This is a genomic window from Marinomonas colpomeniae (genome assembly GCF_014803385.1).
Lineage (GTDB): Bacteria > Pseudomonadota > Gammaproteobacteria > Pseudomonadales > Marinomonadaceae > Marinomonas > Marinomonas colpomeniae.
This window is the reverse complement of the sequence record NZ_JACYFC010000004.1, coordinates 354,046-379,184: the sequence shown is the minus strand read 5'-3', so window position 1 is coordinate 379,184 and position 25,139 is coordinate 354,046. Positions and strand designations below refer to the sequence as shown.

General features: G+C 41.0%; 20 protein-coding genes and 1 pseudogene. 19 read left to right on the top strand and 2 right to left on the bottom strand.

The window, feature by feature from the left end:
- Positions 1 to 39: 39 nt before the first annotated feature.
- Together IF202_RS13845 and IF202_RS13840 are read right to left on the bottom strand one after the other, a co-directional pair.
- Positions 40 to 780, bottom strand: a complete 741-nt coding sequence (locus IF202_RS13845) for a spermidine synthase (RefSeq protein ID WP_191595494.1) — start codon at positions 778 to 780, stop codon at positions 40 to 42.
- Positions 781 to 854: 74 nt separating this feature from the next.
- Positions 855 to 2,432, bottom strand: a complete 1,578-nt coding sequence (locus IF202_RS13840) for a (Fe-S)-binding protein (protein ID WP_191595493.1) — start codon at positions 2,430 to 2,432, stop codon at positions 855 to 857.
- Positions 2,433 to 2,664: 232 nt separating this feature from the next.
- Here IF202_RS13840 and IF202_RS13835 point away from each other — a divergent pair, with 232 nt between their 5' ends.
- The 19 genes and pseudogenes from IF202_RS13835 (at position 2,665) to IF202_RS13745 (ending at position 25,127) form a co-directional block, all read left to right on the top strand.
- On the top strand, positions 2,665 to 3,636 hold the full coding sequence (locus IF202_RS13835) for a 1-aminocyclopropane-1-carboxylate deaminase/D-cysteine desulfhydrase (RefSeq protein WP_191595492.1): 972 nt from the start codon (positions 2,665 to 2,667) through the stop codon (positions 3,634 to 3,636).
- A gap of 148 nt (positions 3,637 to 3,784) precedes the next feature.
- A complete protein-coding gene (locus IF202_RS13830; RefSeq protein ID WP_191595491.1) occupies positions 3,785 to 4,666 on the top strand; it encodes an NAD(+) kinase in 882 nt (293 codons plus the stop codon).
- Between the two features lie 42 nt (positions 4,667 to 4,708).
- On the top strand, positions 4,709 to 5,587 hold the full coding sequence (locus IF202_RS13825) for a rhomboid family intramembrane serine protease (RefSeq protein ID WP_191595490.1): 879 nt from the start codon (positions 4,709 to 4,711) through the stop codon (positions 5,585 to 5,587).
- A gap of 37 nt (positions 5,588 to 5,624) precedes the next feature.
- The gene (locus IF202_RS13820) at positions 5,625 to 5,903 is read left to right on the top strand and encodes a YeaC family protein (RefSeq protein WP_191595489.1); all 279 of its coding nucleotides are present in this window, start codon (positions 5,625 to 5,627) and stop codon (positions 5,901 to 5,903) included.
- Positions 5,903 to 6,727: a DUF2797 domain-containing protein gene (locus tag IF202_RS13815; RefSeq protein ID WP_191595488.1), complete on the top strand. Its 825-nt coding sequence runs from the start codon at positions 5,903 to 5,905 to the stop codon at positions 6,725 to 6,727. The genes IF202_RS13820 and IF202_RS13815 overlap by 1 nt, the downstream gene beginning before the upstream one ends.
- A gap of 10 nt (positions 6,728 to 6,737) precedes the next feature.
- Complete coding sequence (pepN, locus tag IF202_RS13810) at positions 6,738 to 9,371, top strand: aminopeptidase N (protein ID WP_191595487.1); 2,634 nt, start codon at positions 6,738 to 6,740, stop codon at positions 9,369 to 9,371.
- Between the two features lie 247 nt (positions 9,372 to 9,618).
- Entirely contained in the window at positions 9,619 to 10,989 is a 1,371-nt protein-coding gene (locus IF202_RS17745) for a polymorphic toxin type 50 domain-containing protein (protein WP_191595486.1), read from the top strand.
- Between the two features lie 10 nt (positions 10,990 to 10,999).
- Complete coding sequence (locus IF202_RS13800; protein WP_191595485.1) at positions 11,000 to 11,323, top strand: hypothetical protein; 324 nt, start codon at positions 11,000 to 11,002, stop codon at positions 11,321 to 11,323.
- A gap of 44 nt (positions 11,324 to 11,367) precedes the next feature.
- A complete protein-coding gene (locus IF202_RS13795) occupies positions 11,368 to 11,748 on the top strand; it encodes a hypothetical protein (protein ID WP_191595484.1) in 381 nt (126 codons plus the stop codon).
- Between the two features lie 71 nt (positions 11,749 to 11,819).
- A complete protein-coding gene (locus tag IF202_RS13790; RefSeq protein ID WP_206705491.1) occupies positions 11,820 to 12,029 on the top strand; it encodes a Type I secretion system protein TolC in 210 nt (69 codons plus the stop codon).
- A gap of 111 nt (positions 12,030 to 12,140) precedes the next feature.
- Positions 12,141 to 12,434, top strand: a pseudogene (locus IF202_RS13785) (transposase); the annotation flags it as partial.
- A gap of 289 nt (positions 12,435 to 12,723) precedes the next feature.
- Complete coding sequence (locus tag IF202_RS13780; RefSeq protein ID WP_191595483.1) at positions 12,724 to 16,251, top strand: hemagglutinin repeat-containing protein; 3,528 nt, start codon at positions 12,724 to 12,726, stop codon at positions 16,249 to 16,251.
- Positions 16,252 to 16,253: 2 nt separating this feature from the next.
- Positions 16,254 to 16,586, top strand: coding sequence for an Imm45 family immunity protein (imm45, locus tag IF202_RS13775; protein WP_191595482.1), 333 nt, complete (start codon positions 16,254 to 16,256; stop codon positions 16,584 to 16,586).
- 254 nt (positions 16,587 to 16,840) lie between these two features.
- Positions 16,841 to 17,155, top strand: coding sequence for a hemagglutinin repeat-containing protein (locus tag IF202_RS13770; RefSeq protein WP_407943815.1), 315 nt, complete (start codon positions 16,841 to 16,843; stop codon positions 17,153 to 17,155).
- Positions 17,156 to 17,369: 214 nt separating this feature from the next.
- Positions 17,370 to 18,341: a transposase gene (locus IF202_RS13765; protein WP_191595480.1), complete on the top strand. Its 972-nt coding sequence runs from the start codon at positions 17,370 to 17,372 to the stop codon at positions 18,339 to 18,341.
- 329 nt (positions 18,342 to 18,670) lie between these two features.
- Positions 18,671 to 20,131, top strand: coding sequence for a coiled-coil domain-containing protein (locus IF202_RS13760; protein WP_191595479.1), 1,461 nt, complete (start codon positions 18,671 to 18,673; stop codon positions 20,129 to 20,131).
- 172 nt (positions 20,132 to 20,303) lie between these two features.
- Positions 20,304 to 24,038 carry a methionine synthase gene (gene metH / locus IF202_RS13755; protein WP_191595478.1) on the top strand — a complete coding sequence of 1,245 codons (3,735 nt, stop codon included), beginning with the start codon at positions 20,304 to 20,306 and terminating at the stop codon, positions 24,036 to 24,038.
- Between the two features lie 40 nt (positions 24,039 to 24,078).
- Positions 24,079 to 24,687, top strand: coding sequence for a cob(I)yrinic acid a,c-diamide adenosyltransferase (cobO, locus tag IF202_RS13750; RefSeq protein WP_191595477.1), 609 nt, complete (start codon positions 24,079 to 24,081; stop codon positions 24,685 to 24,687).
- A gap of 86 nt (positions 24,688 to 24,773) precedes the next feature.
- A complete protein-coding gene (locus IF202_RS13745; protein ID WP_191595476.1) occupies positions 24,774 to 25,127 on the top strand; it encodes a RidA family protein in 354 nt (117 codons plus the stop codon).
- Positions 25,128 to 25,139 lie beyond the last annotated feature (12 nt).

Genomic DNA, 25,139 nt, shown 5'->3' with positions numbered 1-25,139 from the left:
CTAGTTATAAGCTGAGCAGTATGAGGTTGATGACGATTTTTAAAGAGGAGTTAATCGTGATAACCACTTAGTGAGAGGGATATCTAGTTGAAGGCCTATTTTTTGAGCGATCGCTTTACGTTCTTTTGTTGCCAAATGACATTTCTTTTTGCCTGCAATAATAACCCAGTTACCAGTACCTGTATCAACGGCGCTAACGTCAATGAAATGTTTTTTGATGAGGTTGTTTAATTCATCATGATCTTTTTGTTCATTCCAGCAGTTTAATGCCAACCAACCATCGTCTTTGATGTTTTTGGCGCAGTTCTCTATAAAGCTTTCTTGCAAGACGGCTCGATCCATACCGTCGGTGTTATAAATATCAGTCATTAAAAGATCGACTTTTTTCGGTAAGCCTTGTTCTAAATAGTCAATAGCATTAGTAACTTCTAATGTTATGCGTTTTCCTTGAGGCAGCTTAAAGTACATCTGCGCTGCATCTAGAACTTCTTGACGTAATTCTACCGCTGTAATTTGGACACTCGGAATGGAGTGGTAAAGTGCGTTAAGTAAGGTTCCGCCGCCTAGTCCTAAAATGCAAACTCGTTTAGGTTGGCAGAATATTAAAGGTAAAACCATTGCTTGCGTATATTCATGCTGAAGGATATGAGGTGTTGATATTCTAATTCTACTTTGCTCATCGCCTTCAGCGAATGATAAAATTCGGTATTTGCCATCATCAAAAACGCGAATTGGACCGAGTTCATCTGCACTGTCATGTAATAAATTTTGGTGACTCATTGTATTCCTTTGCTGAAAGTGATGTAAAAAAACAAGATTTCGAATCTTCTAGTCTTAGCTGTACGTAATATTAATTAAATGATTGGTATGTCTCTTAAGTGCTTTAATAGTATTTGGGCTGGATGAGGGATATCGACATTGTTGAGCTGTTTTGCTTGTTTTCGGGAAAAGTACCCAGTGGCAACAAGTTTATCATGAAGCTCTTGTTTCACTATTGCTTCTTCCCAAGACGATTTACCTTCATTTGTGTCAATCGTACTAAAGCAATTAACCTTTTCTATATGCAGTTCGAGCCCAAGAATGCGATAAATTTCTTGCCAATTTTGTGTTGATGTTATCGAATCGGTTTTTTCCGATTCATGGGCCATTAAATAGTAAGTGGATTTTTCACAAACCAATGGTTGCTTGATTAAATGTTCTTTTTTCCCCGCTAGCCAATCCTGCATAAAATGAACAGTTGGGATTTGTCGACTAGTACTAAAGTTTTTAGCGTATTCCGAGCGATAAGTGAGAGTCATAGAAGGATCTATACCGATAAATGGCAATCCGTAAAAAGACAAATTCTGTATCATATCAAGATTTTTACGAGCAGCTCGATTAAAGGACTTCATAAAGCCGAGTTTATACAATGGTTTACCATTTGGCGTATAGGGTGCGAGGTAAGCTTGAAAGCCTAAACGGCTTAACATTTCCATCGTATCTAATACTAATTCTGTTTCAAAATAGCTGGTGTAAACATCTTGAATCACAATCACTGCTCGTAGCCGATCTTTTGGACTAAGAGACTCAATCGACAGGGGGGTTGCTAAACGAATACCTCGGCGTACCATTTCTTTTTTAAGGTTGAGTTTACTAAACTGGGTGCTATTGCTTAAACCAAGATATTTGTTGCTGATACGGTTAACCCAGCGACTACCCATTATCCAATTATAAGGTTTAGGAAATATGGAGGCGACTGGACTTATGAATTCTAAAAAGCCAATTAGATAATCTTTAAATGGGCGTAAATAGCGACTGTGATAAAGTTCAAGAAAATTTGTTTTAAATGCTTCTATTTCAATATTGCTAGAGCCCTGGTCTATGCAAAACTCGCAGGGAGAGAAACTCATCATAGATTCATAGACTTCGTTGGAAAAGTCATAATCTCCACGACGCTTACTAATAGTGTTTTTTAGTTTTGGAAAGAAACTGATTAGATAATGGCTCCGTTTTATCGCTTTACTGGCTTTTTTTAAGTCGAACTTCTGTTGGTTTATTCTTCTTAACCATTCACTCATCAATAATGTTCTTTTTGACGAATGGACATTGAGCTTCAATGAAGCATCAAGCTTGCTATCGGCCATATGTTTGGATAGATCGATGATTAATCCATCTGTAATCAATAGACCGTTTTTTGCTCTATTAGAGAGAAATGCAATATCTTGAAATTCTTCTAAAGCAGATAGTTCAACTAGAGAGCGAATATCTTGTTCACTCTTAGGACTAATAATCGCCTGAGGTAGAGTTTGATAAAGTGGGTCATCTATCGAAAGAGTCGCCGCATTCGTAAAATCTGGATGTATGTCTCCTGAAAAACCTGAAGCATTAAGGCGCTCAATAAATGAAAGGTATTTTGCCTGAAAAGGTGACGCTTCGGAAAGTTTGGGAATCACGTTTCATGTCCATAAATGATGAGTGTAGGAATTTTAACAAAAAATGCACTTGAAAGTGACACTTATAAAATCAAACCATGCTTAATAATAGATTAAGGCTGCTAAACGGCAAGTACCGACTTTGTCGGTGATGTAGATATGTATCACTGAGATAAACAAAGGTTCTATTAATAGGTTATATTGTTTGTTACGAAACCGTATCCTTCAACTTTTCCTTCGATTAGGTCCATCTGTGTCATTAATACACTCTGTGATATTACCTGCATCTTACCAATGTCTTTCTCATCACGATTATCAAGTAGATATTTATCGTGGAGATCTAGAGCATGCAACCGCACCTGGTAATAAATGGCACAAACTTCAGTATCACCTAAAGGAAGCCAGAAAGCGTAATGCGACTGTGATTGCAACATTTGGAGGACCGTTTTCTAACCATCTTCATGCGTTTGCCATGACGCTTAAAAATTTACCTTTTAAAGCTGTTGCGGTTGTTCGTGGCGAGTTGCAGCCACAATTAACGCCGACATTAAGAGATGCTGTGGAATGTGATGTTGAATTATGGCCATCCTCTAGATCAGACTATCGGCTAGAAACATCTTCTGAAGTATCCAGTATGATCAATACACTTTATGAGAATGTTTACTGGATTCCAGAAGGGGGTGGTGGACACCTAGGTGCGTTAGGTTGTCGAGACTGGGCTGATAGTATTTACCACCTTGATACTGAGTACGACGCATGGGTTATATCATCAGGTACAGGAACGACCGCCGCTGGATTACTAGCTTATGATAAAGCACCTGATTTACATGTTTTTAGTGCGTTAAAAGGTGCTGCAGAGCAAGAAGGCGATATTATTGAGTTAGCTAATCGACTCATTGAAAAAAACGTAGTCGAAATAGGTGCTTCTGAAATAAGTTGTTCAAAAAAATTATTTTTCCATGATGATTGTCATGAAGGTGGTTATGCAAAGCAAAGCAAAGCATTAAAGGATTTTATACAAGAGTTTGCAATAGCTAATCCAAGTAGTGCACTTGATCCTGTTTATACTTGTAAGAGTATGTTCGCGATTTTAACTGCAATTAAAAAGGGTATCTGGCCTTATTCCCGTACATTATTTATCCATACAGGAGGGCTGCAAGGCTGGAGAGGCTATCCTTCAGAGAGCAATCCGTTTATATCATCGTCTGAAACTCAATCTTCATAACGAGAATAGCTTTAACCATATGGCGAGAGTTGACGGCTTCATGTTAAGGTTGCGACACTTATGTAAAACCCACATAAAGTCTAAATAAAGCGATAACATCACAAAGTGGGTTGTTTTTATTACACTGGCAGACGAAAGAGAATGACGAATGAGTCCTTTTAAACGTGTTGGGATTATTGCTCGATTAGACAAACCTCAGATTATAGAAACAGTGAAAAAACTGATGGAGTATCTTCAAGAAAAAGACATTGCACCTGTCCTTGAAGGTCAGCTAGCGGCGATGATGCCAGGTATTAAAGTGGCGTCTTCCATGCTAAAAGAGTTAGGTGATCATTGTGATATGGTCATGGTAGTTGGTGGCGATGGTAGCTTTTTAGGTGCAGCTCGTGCGATCTGTAACTACGATATTCCTGTATTAGGTATCAACAGAGGCACATTAGGTTTTTTAACAGATATTTCTCCACATCGTTTACAAGAAGAGTTAGACCCAATTTTTCGTGGTGAATACCATGAAGAGAAACGCTTCATGATTGAGGCTAAAATAAAACGTCAAAATCGACCAAGTGGTGAGGGAATAGCTCTTAATGACTTGGTTCTACACCCAGGTAAATCTGCAAGAATGATTCGCTTTGATCTATTTATTGATGATCAGTTTGTAATGAATCAAAAATCCGATGGTTTAATTGTTGCTACGCCAACAGGCTCAACTGCTTATGCTCTGTCTGCTGGTGGACCTATTTTACTGCCAAAACTTGATGCATTGGTATTAGTGCCTATGCACCCGCATACATTAAGTAATAGACCTATTGTGATTGATGCGAATGCGCGAATTCGTATTGTTGTGTGTGAGTCAAACCTTACATACCCAAGTGTTAGCTGTGATGGGCAACTTAATATTACTGCTGCGCCTGGTGATGAAATTCATATTTCGAAAAAAGCAGGGAATATTCGATTGATCCATCCTAAAGATCATGATTTCTATAATGTTTGTCGTGATAAGTTAGGCTGGCAAAGCAGTTATCGTGCTTAAAATTTAATTGTTTATGTTTGTTTAAAAGGTGCTGCGTAGGTTATGTATTTAGTTTATCAATTTGATGTAAATGATGACCCAGTGATGCTGAGTAAAACATTATGGCGATTGAAAATATCCCATAAAATAACAATGAATAAAAACCAGAATGAACTATGGCTGTCAGACCCCTCACACCAAGCAACAACGCTGCAATTAATTCAAACGTGGAAAGATGATCCTCAAGCATTACTCCGCGTTAATCTTAATAGAAACCAAGAACCTAATCATTCAAGGGGTCTAATGAGTCAATTTCGTAGCGCACCAGCGACTGTCATTATCATTTTAGCCGCTCTTATTGTCGCGGCTATCACACAATTAGATTCGGACGTGATGAAGATAAGATACTTCACCATTAGTCCACTTGAGGTCATCGGTAACCAAGTTCGTTTTTATCCTTTATCTGAACTAATGACCAAAGGTGAATATTGGCGGTTTTTTTCGCCTGCGTTGTTGCATTTTAGTGTGATGCATATCGTCTTTAATGTCTTGTGGGTATGGGATGTAGGCCGACGCTTAGAGCGAATCGTTGGCTCGTCTTTGTGGTTACTGGGTGTTTCTCTTATCGCAATTGTGAGTAATGTTTTACAATTTGAAATTACTGGAAACCCTCTTTTTGGCGGTCTTTCAGGTGTTGTTTACGGTTTGATTGGCTTTGCATGGCTCATGCCTATTTTAAACCGTCAATGGCCAACAATTATTAGGAAGCCATTAATGATTTTTTTCATGGTGTGGCTAGTCGTAGGTTATACACCGCTGACTGAAATGATAGGTTTAGGCAGTATTGCCAATACAGCCCATACCATTGGCTTAGCATCTGGTTTGGTGTTAAGTCTGGTTTATTGGTTTGTAGCAAAAATACGTTCGTATAAAAATGTTTGAGCGTCACTTAGTAGGCGTCGTTAGATGAGAGTATCCCATGAATTTTAAAGAAATGATCGACAACATGTCACCAGAAGTTTATACGAGCTTAAAGCAAGCTGTAGAACTGGGTAAATGGCCTAATGGTGTACGTTTAACAGAAGAACAAACAGAGTTATGTCTACAAGCTGTTATTACTTACGACTACAGCAACAAAACAGAGAAAGACCGAGTCGGCTATATAGACACTAAAGTCCATGATGCGTGTGAGAGTAAAACTTCAACGAATGAGCATGAAACGATTAAATGGGTTGATAGTCCTAAGGGAAAAATTTGATGTTACAAGGTAGCCTCAAAAAAATGTCGACCGAAGTAATAGATAATAATGTTCAATATTATCTAGACCTTGGGAATCAACGTGTTGCAGTAAATGATTTATTAGGAAGAAAGGTCTCTTTACACATAGACGGTACGATTCATTGTACGAATTGTGGAAAAGTCACTAAGAAATCTTTTAGCCAAGGTTACTGCTTTAATTGTTTTAGAAAGTTGGCCGCTTGCGATACTTGCATGATGAGCCCAGAGAAATGCCATTTCCATTTAGGGACGTGTCGTGAGCCTGAGTGGGCTGAACAGTTCTGTATGCAAAGCCATTATGTTTATTTAGCAAACTCTTCTGCATTAAAAGTGGGTATCACTCGAGGTACTCAGCTGCCTACACGTTGGATAGATCAAGGCGCTACCCAAGCCCGACCTTTATTTCGAGTCAATACTCGAAGAATGTCTGGCCTAGTTGAAACCTTGTTTAAATCTGAAGTAGCGGATAAAACAAACTGGCGCAACATGTTGAAGGGTTCTTCTATCGTTATGGATCTTGAACGAGAACAAGAACGCTTGATCGGCCAGCTTTATGAAGGCCTAGATGCCTTGCAGCATGAGTTTGGCCTGCAATCTATTACCGATTTATCTGATGAAAATGAAACACACGAATTCAATTATCCCGTTTTAGAATATCCCACCAAGATAACCAGTATTAACGCCGAGAAAACACCGCTCATTGAAGGGACTTTAATGGGGATTAAAGGCCAATATTGGATATTAGATACTGGGGTAATAAATATTCGCAAGTACACGAGTTACCAAGCGACATTGACATTTTAGGAGAGAAGAGATGAAAGAGAGTCAGCCTTCAACGATATATTTAAAAGATTATAAAGTTCCTCCTTTTCTAATTGATAAAACTGAGCTTACCTTTGATCTAGACGAAACCACTACCGTAGTGACATCTCGTTTACACATGCGTCGTAACCCTGCATCAGGTAAATCTACTGAGCCATTGGTTTTAGACGGTGGAGAAGACGTTAAACTGATTGGTCTTGCAATGGACGATTATGCGTTACCACCAGAAGAGTACCGCATAAGCGAAGGTAAGCTTATCATTACCGCGACAGCGGATGAGTTTGTTTTAACTTGTGAAACATTAATCGAGCCGCAAAATAACACTCGTTTAGAAGGACTTTATCGTTCTTCGTCTATGTTTTGTACTCAGTGTGAGGCAGAAGGTTTTCGTCACATTACGTATTACTTAGATCGACCTGATGTCATGTCTGTTTTCACCACGACCATTATTGCAGACGAAGCGCGTTATCCTGTGATGTTGTCTAATGGTAATCAAGTTGAAAAAGGCAAAACTGAAGAGGGTAAAACCTTTGTTGTTTGGCATGACCCTTTTCCGAAACCTGCGTATTTATTTGCCTTGGTTGCAGGAGACCTTGCGGTTAAAAACGATTCCTTTGTGACGCAAAGTGAACGTGAAGTAACACTCCAAATTTTTACTGAGCCTCACAACCTAGATAAAGTAGATTACGCAATGGAAGCGCTTAAACGTTCCATGCGTTGGGATGAAGAGGCTTACGGTCGTGAATACGACTTAGATATTTTTATGATTGTGGCCGTTGATGATTTCAACATGGGCGCAATGGAAAATAAAGGGCTGAATATATTCAACTCTTCTTGTTTGCTTGCGAGCCCAGAAACCACAACAGACGATTCTTACCTTCGAGTCGAAGCCATTGTTGCACACGAGTACTTCCATAATTGGTCAGGCAACCGTGTTACGTGCCGTGATTGGTTTCAGTTAAGCTTAAAAGAAGGTTTTACGGTTTTTCGTGATCAAACCTTCTCGGCTGACATGCATTCAGAAATCGTTAAACGTGTTGAAGATGTGTCTTTCTTAAGAACAGCCCAGTTCGCAGAAGATGCTGGTCCAATGTCTCATCCTGTTCGTCCTGCTTCTTTTATCGAAATTTCAAATTTCTATACCTTAACGATTTACGAAAAAGGCGCAGAAATTGTCCGTATGGTTCACACTTTATTGGGTGCTGAGAAATTCCGCGCTGGGTCTGACCTATACTTTGATCGCCATGATGGACAAGCGGTTACCTGTGATGATTTTATTACCGCAATGCAGGATTCATCAGGCGTCGACTTAACGCTTTTCAAACGTTGGTATTCTCAAGCAGGCACACCGGTTGTCACGGCAACAGATGAGTTTGATAGCGCTTCAGGAACCTATCGTTTAACCATGAAGCAACAAACGCCAGCTACTAAGAATCAACCAACAACACTGCCGCTTCATATTCCTGTTCGAGTAGGGTTGTTAGACACTTCAGGTAAGGTTCTTACGTCAGCATTAAGTGGCAGTACGTCAGAAGAGCATGTATTACATTTGAATTCGAGCGAACAAACTTTTGAATTTACAGGCTTAACGTCTAAACCTGTTCCTTCATTATTACGTGGCTTCTCTGCACCAGTGAAGTTGCATTATGATTATTCAACCAGTGATTTACTCTTGTTAATGTCTTCCGATACGGATGGTTTTAATCGTTGGAGTGCGGCACAGCAGATTGCAGTCAACGAACTGACTATGCTCATCAATCAGTCGATTGCAGGTGAATCATTATCCCTTGAATCGCAATTGGTTAAAGGTTTTAAAGCCTTGTTGAGTGATGAAAGCTTAGACCCAGCCATGGTTGCGCTCATTCTAACCTTGCCGAGCCAAGCGTATTTGTCTGAGTTAGCCAATCCGATTCATCCAGCCGCTATTAAAGAAGCGCGTCAGTATTTAAAAACGTTACTGGCTAATGCGTTGTCTGGTGAATTTGAACTACTTTATAACAAACATAATATTCAAGGCGAGTATCAAGCGACAGCAGAAGACATTGCCCATCGTTCGTTGAAAAATACAGCCTTGTCTTATTGGGTGGAAACAAACAGCGATCAAGCTCATCAAGCTACATTTGAACAATTCCGAACAGCCAATAACATGACAGATCAATTTTCTGCTTTGTCCATTGCCGTGCATTCAAACAATGCGAAAGCGACAGATATGCTGGCGGCTTTCTACGAACAATGGAAAGCAGAACCTCTGGTTGTGAATAAGTGGTTAATGTTAAGTGCAAGCCAAGATAGTAGTGATGCGGTTGCAAGTGTTAAAGCCTTGATGGAACACACAGCCTTCGATTTGAAAAATCCAAATAAAGTCCGTTCTGTATTAGGTGGGTTTGGACAGAGCATCTCTGGTTTCCATAATGAAGATGGCAGTGGTTACCACTTTTTAGCAGATCAAATCATTCTGTTAAATTCGCGTAATCCACAAATTGCCTCTCGTCTTTGTACGCCGCTTACCCGTTGGAAAAAAATGGAAGCAAAACGCAGCGAGAAAATGAAAGCAGAACTTGAACGTATCTTGGCGCAAGACCTGTCGAAAGACGTTTACGAAGTTGTTTCTAAAAGCCTTGCCTAGGTGCAAATACGTTTTTAGATGATTTTTTAGATAGCGGTTTTTAAAAACCTCCTTGATTGTTTCTTGGAGGTTTTTTACTTTTTATTGATGAATGTATTTTTTGTGTTTTTTAAACTGTAATAGAGGTTACTGACTGTACAATTAAAGATTGGTTTTGATGTTACTGTAATTTACAAAGCTCTAAGAAAAAGCTTGAAGGCTTGATAATATTGGACTCTTAGGGTGCCTGTCCTGTTAAGATGTCACCGTGGGTGGGGAAAGCATTGACGACCAAGCGCAATTCGCAGACGTAAACCGCGATGTGGCAACCAGCCAAGAAATCACCAAAGACATGGAGCGTGGTGGGTTGGATGCCAGTGTGGCCGTGGATCACAGGTTACTGACGGAAGCAGGGCGTAATGAGATCGCTAACGATTTTGAAGCCACTAAAGAAGCCCTAATTAACAGTGCTGATTTTATCGCCGACGAACTTGCCGTACTTGGAGATGATTTGCCTGAAGAGCTTCGAGCGAAACTAGGCGACACAGGTGAAGATTTCTATGATGCTTTGATACGTGGTGATTTCACTCAAGAAGACATTGACCTGATTATGTCTCGGTCAGGTGTGGTTGCTGGGTTAGAAGCACTGGAAGTAGTGAATGCTAATGAAAGTGAGGCAGCTGCAGCGTTAGTTGATATTAAAGGAGAAACAGAAACCGTTCCAAATAATGTAACTATAGGAAGTGATGGCGTTATTGCAATTGAAATAATACCAGATAACCCTAATATAGTAGAGCAAGGCCTTGCAGGGCTTGGTCAAATACAGCAGTCGATTGACGAGTTATCAGAGACCAATCCAATAGCAGCAGAAGCGGTAATGTTTGGTCTAGGTGCAGTGACAGGTGGTGTGGTAACGCAAGCTGCAGGCTATGCGGTAGAGAAAGCAATAGAGCTGACATCAAATGTTTCTGATACTGTTTCGAATGCAATTGAGTCAGTCGCAAGCACTATAGATGATGTATTGAATGGCGCTGGAGGGGTTGTCACTGGAGAAGGCACAGAAGATTTTGTGGATGGTATTGTAGATGAGCAAGAAGATCCCGATTACTATGAAAATGCCGAACTAGGAAAATCCAACCAAGATATTAAAGATGGTATTGTACTAGCGGCAGAGATTGTTGGATTAGGGCTTGGTACTAAGAGTGTAACGAGTGGTTCAGGGAGCGACTCTGGGTCAAATAGTTCTGGTGCAGAGGTTAATAATAATTTACTTCAAAGCACAAAGGTAGAAGATAGATTTCCTTCAGCGAGTCAGCCAAATTTAAATATTGCTGAAGGAAGTCAGAATAAGCATATTGTAGGTACTAACCAATATAAAACTGCAAGTCAGTCCGGTGTACGCAGCACTATTAATGATGGTATTGACCCTCAAAAATTAGTCAATCAATATGCTGGAACTGGGCAACACGTTAATCCCAATAAAGCTCCACTAGGTCAGCCTGGTTCTACAGAAAGGATCAAGACCGATAGCCCTATTGGTGAATATGTCGATGTTCAAGGTATAAATCATGGGCCTACTAATAATTTTACAATTAGGTATAGCAAAAAAGGTGTGCATATAGTTCCTGCTGCACCTTAAGGTAAATAATATGCGAGATCAAAAATCTATAGAACGAAATTTACAACTATATGATCGGGTTAAGATGGCGTGGGTAACACATTTAATTGGTGTTATATCTGTTTTGGTTCGATCTATTGGGCTTTCTTATAGTGAGGAAACTAAAACTATTTCACTCCATGTAGTCTTTGAATCAGACCCTAGTGAAGATGAGGTAGAATTGTATGAAGACGCAGAAGCAGAATTTATTTCTGGTTTGGATGATGAATATTTAACGTATTTAGATATAAAGGTAATGGGCAAGGAAGCTATTGAACAACCGAGCTGGGGATTTGTTTTTAAACGTTTAGAGTAATGGTGCAGAGGTAACACCCATTTACTGGCGCTGCTATTGCTTTAATGACAAATAAATCTACTAATTTTAATGTTTTTGTGAGCGGTTCAGTTTCTAATCTTTTAGGTCAAACTACAGGTTTAGTAGTTGATGAAGCTAAGTCTAATGGTCTGAAATTTAATTTTGATAATATTGATCTAGGTGAAATTGATTTTCTGCAAGCTGGTGTATCTGGAGCGGCAAGTGGAGCTAGTTCTGTATTTAAAGCGCAGCCAACGCTTGGAAGAATTTTGATGGGAGATGTTAGTGCAGGGTTGTTTGTTGGTGTCGCAGAAAGTTCTGTACCAGAATATACGGTAAATGATCTTTTTAGTATTGAAAATAATGTAGATCAAAAGCTTACTAGGACAGGCACCCTAAGAACTCAGTATTTACAAAGCCTCTAGCTTTTTCTTGACCATATTTAAATACACTGTATATAATCACAGTATATTTTCTCAAGGAAGAGAGATTGAATATGCCAAGGTCAAGGAAAGAACAAGTCAGTTTACAAGACACCCCTTATTACCATTGTGTGGCTCGTTGTGTGCGACGGGCTTTTTTGTGCGGTGATGATCCTGTTACAGGAAACAGCTATGAACATCGTCGTGGCTGGATAGAGACCAGATTACTCTTTTTAGCCTCCGTCTTTTCTATCGATATTTGTGCTTATGCCACAGCTTACTAGGACAGGCACCCTAAGAACCCAGCATTTACAAAGCCTCTAGCGTTTTCTTGACCATATTCAAATATACTGTATATAATTACAGTATATTTTCTCAAGGAAGAGAGATTGAATATGCCAAGGTCAAGGAAAGAGCAAGTCAGTTTAGAAGATACCTCTTATTATCATTGCGTGGCTCGTTGTTTGCGACGAGCTTTTCTATGCGGTGATGATCCTATTACTGGAAACAGTTATGAACATCGTCGTGGCTGGATAGAGACCAGATTACTCTTTTTAGCGTCTGCCTTTTCCATAGATATTTGTGCTTATGCCGTGATGAGCAATCACCTTCATGTTGTTTTGCATGTAGACGCTGAAAAGGCGAAATCATGGTCAACGTTAGAAGTATTACAGCGCTGGCAAAGCTTACTGGGACAGGCACCCTAAGAACCCAGTGTTTTCAATAGGTTACGAGTTCTTTGAGAGGAGCTTACTGGGACAGGCACCCGAAGAATCTAGTGTTTTCAATAGGTTACGAGTTCTTTGAGAAATTAGTCATTTAATCAATTCTAAGTCTCTGCATTTAGACTCCTATCGAAAATCATCCTCTTATCGTTAAATATCCGCTGTCGATCAGGTCTCTGAAAGTTACCAATCTGAGAAAGAAGGCACCTTTAAAGTCAAAGCCAACAGTTCAGGTTCGGTGGCACAAACCGCGGTGGAAAGTTCCCTTGTTAGCACGGGTGGCAACGTTAGTGTGACGGCGGATGACAACATCACCCTAGAAGGCGCGACACTCAGCAGCAGTGAAATACTGTCTTTGGCCGCTGGCGGTAACGATGCCGAAGCCGTTACACAAAACTCGGCGGGCGATTACATCAATGCCGATGGGGAAGAGGTGGGCGATATTAACATCACCACCCAAGCCTTAACCAACACCTCCTACAGTGAATCGTCTTCTGGTTTTCGAGGCATCTTAAAAGACATGGTAAAAGGCTTTTCGGTCTTGGCTTCCACACTCACACTCGGTGTGGTTCATGGTGATATTGCCGTTGGAGAATCTGAATCTGTTCGCAGCGAATACACCACCCAACAAGCGTCTAACCTACAATCCAATGACTTAACCATAGACGCCAGCAACGACGTGTCGATTATCGGATCAAACGTTTACGTGGCCGATAGCGCCACCATCAACGCACAAAACGTCGTGATCGATGCAGCACAAGAAACCAGTGTAGAAAGCGAATCGCACACCACATCGAGCGTATCGGCAGACGGCGCTTCGTTCTCTTCGGAAACTGGCGAAGCGACTTTAGTGAGCCTTACGACCACCGATCAAACGGAAACCACCACTAACACCTCGAATACTTGGTCTGGTTCCAGCTTGGATGTGGGTAATTTAACCATCAATGCACAAGAAAATGTTGCCATTATTGCCAGTGACATTACGGTAGAAAATGACGTTAATATTGACGCAGAAAACATCCTAATCGGTGGGCGTGAAGACACATCGAACACCACAACAGACAGCATAACCAAAACAGAAACACTTACAGTAGGGGTGAAAAACGCCTATGTAGATGTGCTGTTGACAGTTCAAGCGTTAAAAGACGCCAAAGACGCAGTAAATGATGCCGAAGATGCGTATGACGAAGCGAAAGCAAAAGTCGCCGCAGGGACATTACCAAAAAGTGACTTAGAGTTTTATAAGTATCAAATAGAGTCTGCCGAAGACAAAGAGAAATACGCTCAAATAGCGGTTACGAGTGCAACAATAGCCGCTGTTACCAACTCCGCCACCTATGGTTTTACCGCGACGGCTGGTGTCAGTACCTCGACAACTACGACCTCTCAATCGTTTACAGAAGGCGTTTGGAATGGCTCCAGTATTAGCGTTGGCAATAGCGCTTCTATCAACAGTGGTAACAACCTGACAGTTGAAGGCTCGGCTGTTGCGGCAGGTGAAACATTGGAAGTGAATGCCGATAACATTGAAATACTTGCCGGTACCAATACTTACTCGACAACAACCAGCAGCGATACCCAAAGCGCGAACGTTAGTGTCAGTTACAGTGGTGGCCCTTCTGTGTCTGGTAGTGGCGGTGTCAATACCAGTTCAAGCGACAGCAGCAGCGACAGTACTTCCTATACAAACTCAAGTTTAAGTGGCGGTAGTATTGTCAGCAACAGTGACTCTTTAACATTGGAAGGCGGTAACATTTACGGTGATAGTGTTGATATCACAACGGATCAATTAAGCATCACCAGTTTACAAGATACGGCAGAAAGTGAGAGTCAAAGCCAAAGTGTTGGGCTTAATATAGGTGGTTCTAGCGACAGTGATTCCAATAATGTATCACTCAGCTACAGCGAGACTAATACAGAGTCTAGCTACGCCAGTGTTAACCAGCAAAGTGGCATTCTCGCTGGTGATGGTGGTTACCAAATTAATGTGACAGGCAACACCAATCTAGAGGGTGGGTTAATTGTCTCAACCGATGTCGCAGAAACAGAAGGGAATAATAGCTTTAGCACAGGGACTCTGACTCAGAGCGACCTTGAAAACCACGCAAGCTTTAGCGGTGATAGCTTTGGTGTGGATGTATCTGCCAATGAAACAGACACAGGAGGTTATGGCATATCCAACTCCATGGGGAGTGGTGATACCGCCTTTAACCAAACCTCTACCACGAGCAGTGGCATCAACACGGCCAACATCACCATTACAGATGGCACGGCACAGCAAGTACTCACAGGAGAAACGGCTGACCAAGCCATTGCCAATGTAACCACAGACACCACCACAGAAACAGCGGAACTGAATAGTGGTGCATTAAACAATAACTTCAATCAAGCAGACGTGGAAGCACTTGTTAATGCAGAGCAAGCCGCGGCGAAAAGTGTTGACCAAATGGCGACACAAGCCAAAAACCTGCTTGGTGAATTTATCGTTTCTAAAACAGACACTCTAGATGAGAAATTAGCAAATGGTGAAATAACATCAGAGCAATATAGTGAGGAAGTTCAGACTTTACAAAACTACAATTTATTACTGAATACCGTCAGTGTTGCCATCACCACGCCAACAAACGGTGTGGCAGGGCAAGTGGCTGCGGCCGCTTCACCAGCCGCATCGTATGCGATTGGTCAATACTTTAAGAGTCAGGCTGCGAGCAATGGTGGCCAATTGAGCGGTGGAGAAGAAGCAGCTCATGTATTGGCGCATGGCATATTGGCTGCTGCCGTTGCTTCTGCGGGTGGTAATGACGCATTAACAGCAGGTGTCGCTGCTGGCGCATCAGAAGCGGTGGCCCCGCTTTTATCTCAATGGCTGTATGGGGAAGAAGATGGCAGCAAACTTAGCCTAAGCCAACAAGAAACGCTTGGTTCAATTTTAAGCCTGACCTCAGCCGCGATTGGCGCGACGACAGGGGATATGAATGATGCGGTGGCGGCTGGGGTGGCGAGTGAGACAGCGGTGGAGAATAATTACGCTGCTTCTCTCTTTGTTCAGGCAGCAGAAATTGTATTACCTAGAGTCGCGCCGTTGTTAGGAGCGGCAGCAGCTGGAGCAGTACTAGAAGATCAAATAGAGAGGCTTAAAAACTCACCTGAATATGAAGAAATGACTGACGTGATGAAAATCACAACAATATATGCGCTCTACAAAGTTTCTCAAGCTGATGTTCCAGCCATTGGTGGAAAAGAGATACATGAAGTTAATTTAGAAGATAATATCCTTGCTCAACCTATCCCAGACAAAGAGGGTGTTTATATTTTACCAGGAGCGGACGGCTCTGAAATTCAAATAGATATTACGAGTGGAGGCTATCAACCTGCAAGCGAGACAGGTGTTTCGACAGAAACGGTCGTCGGAGGTGGTTATCAGATAGCAGATGATTTAGGGCTAGGGGCGGTTTATAGTAAGGAGTTTGACTCTGATGATTTTAAACGTAGCCTGGTGAATTTACCTGTGGGAGAAAGGGTTGCAGAAATTAAAACTACAGTGAATGAGTTACAAACAGAACTTGGCCTAACTAAAAGTAATAAATTAACAAAATTAAATCAAAGAGACGTGTATGTAGGAGAAGATGGGTTCCTTTACGCATTAGATACTCAGCATGCAACTTTTGAAAAGGTCAACGCTAAAACAGGTAAGCATATAGAGGAAGTTAATTTAGATTTAACGGAACAGAATAAAAATAAGTATGATAGTAGTGGTAGTCATGATTTGAAGGTTAAATAAAAATGATTTGGAAAAAAATTTCAGATATAAAATCCGACTCTCTTCAACTTGGTGATATTTTATCATGCAAGGCAACATATCCATATGAAGACAGAGTTGAAATGATGCTTTTTGATAATTTAGATAAAAATAGAGGAATGGGGCTTATATGTACAACAGGTATTAAGTCAGGAAAGATTGCTGTTGTTCTGCCTATCGAGTCTACATTCAATGGCAAGAATGTATCCGTTGAATGGCTCATTCAAAACTGGAATCATTGGATTTTTCTGGATAGTGATATAAATGAAGTGTTTGTATCTAAAGGTTATAGTTTAACTAATTTAGTCCTAGATTAATCGGTACAGGAAGAGCTTTGTCCCGTCCAGACGTCCAGATACTATTAAGGGGCAAGTTTACTGGGACATATATGGACACTCCCGTGCCGTCAAGCCGTAGTTATTCTGCCATCAAGCTCGTAGCTTACTGGGACAGGCACCCTAAGAATCTATTGTTTTCAATGGGTTACGAGTTTTTTTGAAAAACCTAGTCAGTTAGTCAATTCTAAGTCTATGCATTTAGACTCATATCGAAAACCATCCTCTATTGTTAAATATCCGCTGTCGATCAAACCTCCCAAAGCTATCAATCGCAGAAAAAAGGCACTTTTAAAGTCAAAGCCAAAAGCTCTGGCTCTGTGACCCAAACCGCGGTGGGCAGTGGCTTGGTGGCCAATGGTAACGTCAGTGTACAAAGCGGTGAAAACATCACCCTTGAAGGGGCGGAACTCAGCAGCGGCGAGACGCTTTCTTTAGGCGCAGGTAACGACGGAGCAACCGCTGTCACACAAAACGAAAACGGCGATTACGTTAATGAAAGCGGTGACGTGGTGGGGAACATCACCCTCGCCACACAAGAATTGCACTAGCTTACTGGGACAGGCACCCTAAGAACCTAGTGTTTTCAATAGGTTACGAGTTTTTTTGAAAAACCTAGTCAGTTAATCAATTCTAAGTCAGAGATTTTACTGGGACAGGCATGTTAAGAACCCAGTGTTTTCAAGGCTTCCAGCTTTTTCTTGACTACATTCAAATACACTGTATATAATTACAGTATACTTTCTCAAGGAAGAGAGGTTGAATATGCCAAGGTCAAGGAAAGAGCAAGTCAGTTTAGAAGATACCCCTTATTATCATTGTGTGGCTCGTTGTGTGCGACGAGCTTTTCTATGCGGTGATGATCCTATTACAGTAAACAGTTATGAACATCGTCGTGGCTGGATAGAGACCAGATTGCTCTTTTTAGCGTCTGCCTTTTCCATAGATATTTGTGCTTATGCCGTGATGAGCAATCACCTTCATGTTGTTTTGCGTGTAGACGCTGAAAAGGCGAAATCATGGTCAACATTAGAAGTATTACAGCGCTGGCATACATTACACAAAGGAACAATGTTCACTCAACGATATGTGAGAGGGGAGAACTTACCAAATTACGCTGTAGTGCTAGCCGAAACGATTGCAGAAACCTACCGACAACGGCTGATGGACATCAGTTGGTTTATGAAAGAGTTAAATGAGCCGATTGCCCGAAGAGCGAATTTTGAAGACAACTGCACTGGCCATTTCTGGGAGGGACGTTTTAAATCCCAAGCATTATTAGATGAAGCCGCGTTAATGGCTTGTATGGCCTATGTTGATTTAAACCCACTTCGAGCGAGCATGAGTAAAACACCTGAAGAATCAGATTTTACCAGTGTGAAAAAACGCATTACTTCTGCTAAAAGAAAACACCAACCAAAAACACTATATCCTTTTATTGGTAATCCAAGAAAAGGCATGCCGAAAGGCTTACCTTTCAAATTAACTGACTACCTTGAATTGATCGATATGACAGGTCGAATCATACGAAAAGATAAACGAGGGTCAATAGATGCCTCATTACTCCCTATTCTTAAGCGTCTAAACATCTCAACCGAAAATTGGTTGTGTATCGCAACTGAATTTGAGAAAAGAACAGGCAGTTTAGTTGGGCAAGAGCATTCAATAGATCATTATTGTGAGAAAAACCAACGACAGAGAAAACCTAAAAGGCAAAGCCTTCAACTATCCGCCTAACCAGCTATAAAAACTCAATGAAAATCCATTCATTATCATAGTGATTTGCCTCAGTATGAATCAGTGTGCCTCCAATTCAGCGTTTAAACCCTTTTCTGCAATATTTTTTCTTCAAATATAATAAAAGAGACTTTTGAATCAACTCCTTGAAGCATTGTACAGATTCTGAATGTCGTGTTTTATAATGCCTGTCCTGTTAATTCTCGTGGCGTGAATCCCATTTAAAGCCTTATATTGACTCGTTCTTTGCATTCCTTACCCGAATCTGTCATAAAAGAAGTAACTTATTGTCGACCTTTTGACTTGAATTCAGGTATTAAGGAGTGAAAATGAAAGCACGTAAAAGAATATTCACCCCAATTCTATTAGGGTTAATGGTTTCTGCCTGTAGTACTTCTTCCAACACTTCTTCTAGCAGTGATGCAGGAACCATAAGCGCTTTGGAAAAAACAGAGATTGCAGATCTAATAGAGAGCTCTGAAAAAGAGCAAACTGATATATCTGTTTTAGATACTAAAAAGCTGAGTAATGATAATGCTAGGCTTCTAGATAATATCGCGTCAAAAAATACAATGATTCACTCGCTCAATCAACAATTGGCTACAAATGACATCAAAATCTCGTCTTTGAACCAATCACTTGATGAAAAGGATGCTCTGATTTCTGCTTTGCAAACATCGGTGTCTGATGCTCGAGATTTAGCCGAGTTGGAAAAACAAAAGCAGTCCAGAGAAGATCTAGAGTCTCAAAATGCCGCGTTAAATCTAGATAACGAGCTTCTAACTCGTCGAATTAATCAATTAGTGAATGAAAACACGTCATTAAAAGAACAAATTGTAAGCTTGCAAAACACACCGACGTCTCAAGATGGTTTGCAAGAAAATTATTATGCTTTGCTTACTAAGAATACCAAGTTGCAAGAAAAATATGCCAACCTCGAAGTAGACAACACTGCAAACTATCAGCAATTAATCGCATTGAAAAAAGAGAGCCTTGTACTGGCAGAGCAATTATCTGATGCCAGAGCTGAAATTGCAGATCAGAAAAGAATTAATGATGCTTTCAAAATAAGAGAACAAGAGAATGCGCTAAAATTAAAACGCGTACTTGTTAAAAGTGAGTCATCTGAGGCTCGTTGGAAAGACCTTGATAATCAACTTGCCCAAGCTCAACAGCAGAATGAAACTTTAGCCTCTCAGCTGAATGCTGTAAGGGTGGAATTAATAGCAAGTGAAAATAAACTTGGGGAGCTTTCTTTAGCGCTTGATAACGCTCAAAAAAATCTAGATCTACAAGAAAATGACGGTATTTCAATTGGAGCCGCAATGGACGCATTGCGATCTCAAATGTTAGTAACGCTACAAAATGTTGAATGGCTTTTACCAAGTGAGAGTGCTCTTTATGACACTTTTGAAATTCTTGTTTCAGCGGATGTACAGCCTTCGTTTGCGGGACAAACGTTTTCAGCGGAATTAGTAACAGACAGTGATACTAAGATGATTAGTGACAGTATTGTGAATGCCGTCGTTCAAAATGGTCGTTTACAATGGCGCTGGCGTGTATCAGGTTTGAATGAAAACACAAATGCACAACTTAACCTTTTTGTTAGTCAACAAATTAACATTGAAGGTCAAAATATAATGAGACAAGTCTATCGAGATGGCCAGAATGTATCTCTGATTAATACGAATCTGTTTGAAAAATACGGGTATTGGGGAATAGCTATTTTACTTGGTTTGTTGGGTGGCTTCTTTATCGGCCGTTTGAATAAATCAAAAAATACGCTTTAATCTTTCAATGCTAAATTTGGCGTTATAGGAATAGAAGGCAGATCACATATTTTCACTGACCTGCTTTCTATTCTTCCCTCGAATCATTCAACTCTACATTACTTTTTTTCAACGCGAAATTAATTGCTTTTCGGTATAGTACTCTTGCATATTCTTTCTTGAGGTAGTGGTCGTGGTAAAGTCTGGTTCGTATTCTATTATTGAAAAACGTTTAGCTGAAAATGTATTGATCCTTGATGGCGCTATGGGCACCATGATTCAAGCGTATAAGTTAGAAGAGCAAGATTACCGTGGTGAGCGCTTTGTCGATTGGGAAAGCGATCTAAAAGGCAACAATGACTTGTTGTCTTTGACTCAGCCTCAAATAATCAAAACTATCCACACAAGCTATCTTGAAGCTGGTGCGGATATCATCGAAACGAACACCTTCAATGCTAACTACATATCCATGCTTGATTATCACATGGAAGCGCTTAGCTACGAACTAAATTTTGAGTCCGCTCGACTTGCTCGTGAAGCGGCAGATGAATTCACTAAGCAAAACCCAAATAAACCTCGTTTTGTTGCGGGTGCGGTTGGCCCAACCAGTCGTACTTGTACTATTTCACCCGACGTAAATGATCCTGGCTTTCGTAATGTACATTTTGATGAGTTGGTTGAAGCCTATACAATAGCTGTTGATGGCTTGGTTAAAGGTGGCGTAGACCTTATTCTTATCGAAACCATTTTTGATACCTTGAATGCCAAAGCCGCAATTTATGCCGTATTAGACTATTTCGAAAAAACAGGTGTCCGTTACCCAATCATGGTTTCCGGTACGATTACTGATGCATCTGGTCGTACTTTATCTGGTCAGACTACGGAAGCCTTTTGGAATTCCATTTCCCACGCTAAACCTATTTCTGTTGGCTTAAACTGTGCGTTAGGCCCTAAAGAGTTACGCCAGTATTTAGATGAATTATCTCGTATTGCTGATGTTCATGTTTCTTCTCACCCAAATGCAGGCTTACCAAACGCGTTTGGTGAGTACGATGAGACACCTGAAGAAATGCTTGAAGAAATTCAAGAGTGGGGTGATTCCGGTTTCTTAAACATCATTGGTGGTTGTTGTGGTACTTCACCAGAGCATATTAAAGCCTTTGCAACCGCCTTTGCTGATGTGAAACCACGCGTCATTCCTGAAATAGAAAAAGCATGTCGGTTATCTGGTCTTGAGCCCTTTAATATTGATGGCAATAGTTTGTTTGTGAATGTAGGCGAGCGTACTAACGTGACTGGTTCAGCCATGTTTAAACGCCTTATTAAAGAAGGTGACTTTGACTCTGCCTTGAGCGTGGCTCGCCAACAAGTAGAAAATGGCGCACAGATTATCGATATCAACATGGATGAAGGCATGTTGGACTCTCAGGCTGCAATGGAGCGCTTTTTAAAATTGATCGCGTCGGAACCTGACATTTCTCGTGTTCCTATTATGTTGGACTCTTCTAAGTGGGAAATTTTAGAAGCAGGTTTAAAATGGGTTCAAGGTAAAGGCGTTGTGAACTCCATAAGCATGAAAGAAGGCGAGGAGAACTTCAAAGAACAAGCACGTAAGCTGATGAAGTACGGCGCAGCGGTTATAGTGATGGCTTTTGATAGCGAAGGGCAGGCAGATACTCGCGCACGTAAAATCGAAATATGCCGTCGCTCTTATCATATTTTAGTAGACGAAGTTGGCTTCCCACCAGAAGACATTATCTTCGACCCGAATATCTTTGCAATTGCGACCGGTATTGAAGAACACAATCGTTATGCGTTGGACTTTATAGAAGCCACTGGTGATATTACTCGTGAGCTTCCTTACGCTAAGATTTCTGGCGGTGTATCGAATGTCTCTTTCTCGTTTCGCGGTAATAATCCCGTTCGTGAAGCGATTCATACGGTCTTCCTTTATCACGCCATCAAACAAGGCATGACAATGGGTATCGTTAATGCAGGGCAGTTGGCTCTGTATGAAGATATTCCAACCAAACTACGAGACGCAGTGGAAGACGCTGTATTGAATCGCACACCCGATGCAACAGACAATCTATTGGCTATGGCCGGTGAATTCGCTGGCACAGGTGAAGTCGCTGAGAAAGAAACTCAAGAATGGCGTAATTTACCTGTAACAGAGCGATTAAGTCATGCGCTCGTTAAAGGTATTACTGATTTCATCGATGAAGATACCGAAGAAGCACGTTTGTCTTTTAATCGACCTTTGGAAGTGATCGAAGGGCCTTTGATGGATGGAATGGGTATTGTTGGTGATTTGTTTGGTGCTGGTAAAATGTTCTTACCTCAAGTGGTTAAATCCGCTCGAGTGATGAAAAAAGCCGTCGCTTTTTTGATGCCGTATATCGAAGAAGAGAAAGCGCGAAACATGGACACAGGTTCATCAAGTAATGGCAAAATTGTCATGGCGACAGTGAAGGGTGATGTTCACGATATCGGCAAAAATATCGTTGGTGTTGTACTTCAATGTAATAACTTTGAAGTTGTCGATTTGGGCGTTATGGTATCAGCCGAAAAAATCCTTCGTACGGCAAAAGAAGTGAATGCAGACATGATTGGTTTGTCAGGCTTAATTACGCCATCGCTTGATGAAATGGTTCACGTAGCTAAAGAAATGGAACGCCAAGGTTTTGAATTACCAGTGATGATTGGCGGAGCAACAACGTCTAAAGCGCATACCGCTGTGAAGATTGAGCAAAACTATAAACGTAATCAAGTGGTTCATGTGACCAATGCATCCCGTAGTGTTGGCGTTGCCAGTGCATTGCTAAGCAAAGACACAGAGCGTCGTCAGAAATTTGTTGATGAGATTAAAGCGGATTATGAAAAGACTCGAATCCGTTATAAAGATCGCACAAAAGCAGGTCGACGGGTGTCTCTTGAAAAAGCACGATTAAATAAAGCGCCGATGAATTTTAAAGATAATATTGTGACGCCAAAGAAACTTGGTGTGACTGTGCTCACTGAAAAAGATATCGACTTCGCCGTTGTGAAAGAGTACATCGATTGGACACCATTTTTCCAAACATGGGAATTGGCAGGCGCATACCCACGCATCCTAACGGATAAAGTGGTGGGTGTTGAAGCAACGCGGGTTTTTGAAGACGCGCTCGTGATGTTAGAAGAAGTTATCACGAAAGGTGAGCTAACTGCTCGAGCTGTTGTTGGTGTATTTCCAGCAAACCAAGTCAATCACGATGACATTGAAATTTACGCAGATGATTCTCGTGAAGAAGTCATTGAGCGATTGTCTTTCTTACGTATTCAGAATGAATTAACCGCACCGGGTAAATACAATCATAGTTTGGCTGATTTTATTGCGCCAAAAGAAGACGCTATTCCTGATTATATTGGAGCGTTTGCTTGCGCCGCTGGTTTTGGTATTGATCCTTTAGTAGCGAAATACGAAGCCGATCATGACGATTATAATTCCATTATGATTAAGGCCGTTGCTGATCGCCTTGCAGAGGCTACTGCAGAATATTTACACGAACGTGTTCGTAAAGATATTTGGGGTTATGCTGCTAATGAAGACCTTACTAATGCTGAATTGATTAAAGAAAAATACCAAGGGCTTCGCCCGGCACCAGGTTATCCTGCTTGTCCTGATCACACTGAAAAATCCAAACTGTGGGATTTACTAGACGTAACCAAGAATACTGGAATGGAAATGACGGAAAGTTATGCCATGCTGCCAACGGCTGCAGTAAGTGGTTGGTATTTTGCTCATCCAGATGCAACGTATTTTGGTGTTGGTAAAGTCGGCCCTGATCAAGTCGATAGTTACGCTGAGCGTAAAGGAATGAGTAAAGACGACGCTGAACGTTGGTTGGCTCCAAACCTTGGATATGATCCAGAAGACGACCGTATTTAACATTAAATCATCTCATAGTCTAAAAAGGTGAACTGAACCCATGGCAAAAACCATTACAGACCCAGAACAACATAAGAAGCGCATGCAGGCAATTAAGTTGCATGTAGATAAACGCATCGCCAATGCACAAGAAGATAAAGGCACTTTTGTATTGCTGACGGGTAATGGCAAAGGTAAGTCTAGTTCTGCACTGGGTATGGTGGCTAGAGCGTTAGGCCATGGCATGAAAGTGGGTGTTGTTCAGTTTTTAAAAGGTGAATGGAATACGGGCGAAATCGATTTTTTTAAAAAACAAAATGGTGTCCAATGGGAAATTATGCCTGCGGGTTTCACTTGGGAAACTCAAAATCGAGAATCTGATATTGCCTCTTCACAACAAGCATGGGAAAAGGCAAGTGCTATGTTGTCAGACCCTAGTATTGATTTGGTTGTGCTTGATGAATTAACGTATTTATTGCATTACGAATATTTGAATGAAGATATTGTACTACAAGCGTTAATGGGTCGCCCTGATAACCAACATCTTGTCGTAACAGGTCGTGGCGCTTCTGATGCCTTGGTAGAACTTGCTGATACAGTGAGTGATATTAAAGAAGTTAAACATGCTTTTAAACGTGGGGTTAAAGCGCAAAAAGGGCTCGAATTTTAAGCGTTAGCGGTTTTGAGCTTTTACTTGTGAAATAAAATTTCCGATAGAATATCGTTATTATTTTTATTTATTATATAGAGGTTTGTATGGCGACAATTGAACGTATAGAAGGAGGCTCTCGCATGAGTCGTATCGTAAAACACAATGGTACTATTTATCTTTGTGGTCAAGTTGGAGCGGATGCTAATACAGGCATTACCGAACAGACTGAAACGATGCTCGAAAAAGTAAAGACGCTATTAGAGCAGGCAGGTTCGGATAAAGAGCACATATTATCAGCAACGATTTACATTCGAGATATGAAAGACTTCTCAGCAATGAATGCTGTTTGGGATGCTTGGGTGCCTGAAGGTTTTGCTCCTGCTCGTGCGTGTGTTGAAGCACGCATGGCCAGAGCTGAGCTATTAGTTGAAGTGTCTGTCGTCGCAGCAGAGAAATAGTTTTATAGAGAT

Coding starts and splice junctions, on each gene's coding strand:
- IF202_RS13845 (WP_191595494.1), bottom strand. CDS start 780: ATGAGTCACCAAAATTTATTACATGACAGTGCAGATGAACTCGGTCCA.
- IF202_RS13830 (WP_191595491.1), top strand. CDS start 3,785: ATGAGTCCTTTTAAACGTGTTGGGATTATTGCTCGATTAGACAAACCT.
- IF202_RS13825 (WP_191595490.1), top strand. CDS start 4,709: ATGTATTTAGTTTATCAATTTGATGTAAATGATGACCCAGTGATGCTG.
- IF202_RS13820 (WP_191595489.1), top strand. CDS start 5,625: ATGAATTTTAAAGAAATGATCGACAACATGTCACCAGAAGTTTATACG.
- IF202_RS13815 (WP_191595488.1), top strand. CDS start 5,903: ATGTTACAAGGTAGCCTCAAAAAAATGTCGACCGAAGTAATAGATAAT.
- pepN (WP_191595487.1), top strand. CDS start 6,738: ATGAAAGAGAGTCAGCCTTCAACGATATATTTAAAAGATTATAAAGTT.
- IF202_RS13800 (WP_191595485.1), top strand. CDS start 11,000: ATGCGAGATCAAAAATCTATAGAACGAAATTTACAACTATATGATCGG.
- IF202_RS13795 (WP_191595484.1), top strand. CDS start 11,368: ATGACAAATAAATCTACTAATTTTAATGTTTTTGTGAGCGGTTCAGTT.
- IF202_RS13790 (WP_206705491.1), top strand. CDS start 11,820: ATGCCAAGGTCAAGGAAAGAACAAGTCAGTTTACAAGACACCCCTTAT.
- imm45 (WP_191595482.1), top strand. CDS start 16,254: ATGATTTGGAAAAAAATTTCAGATATAAAATCCGACTCTCTTCAACTT.
- IF202_RS13765 (WP_191595480.1), top strand. CDS start 17,370: ATGCCAAGGTCAAGGAAAGAGCAAGTCAGTTTAGAAGATACCCCTTAT.
- IF202_RS13760 (WP_191595479.1), top strand. CDS start 18,671: ATGAAAGCACGTAAAAGAATATTCACCCCAATTCTATTAGGGTTAATG.
- cobO (WP_191595477.1), top strand. CDS start 24,079: ATGGCAAAAACCATTACAGACCCAGAACAACATAAGAAGCGCATGCAG.
- IF202_RS13745 (WP_191595476.1), top strand. CDS start 24,774: ATGGCGACAATTGAACGTATAGAAGGAGGCTCTCGCATGAGTCGTATC.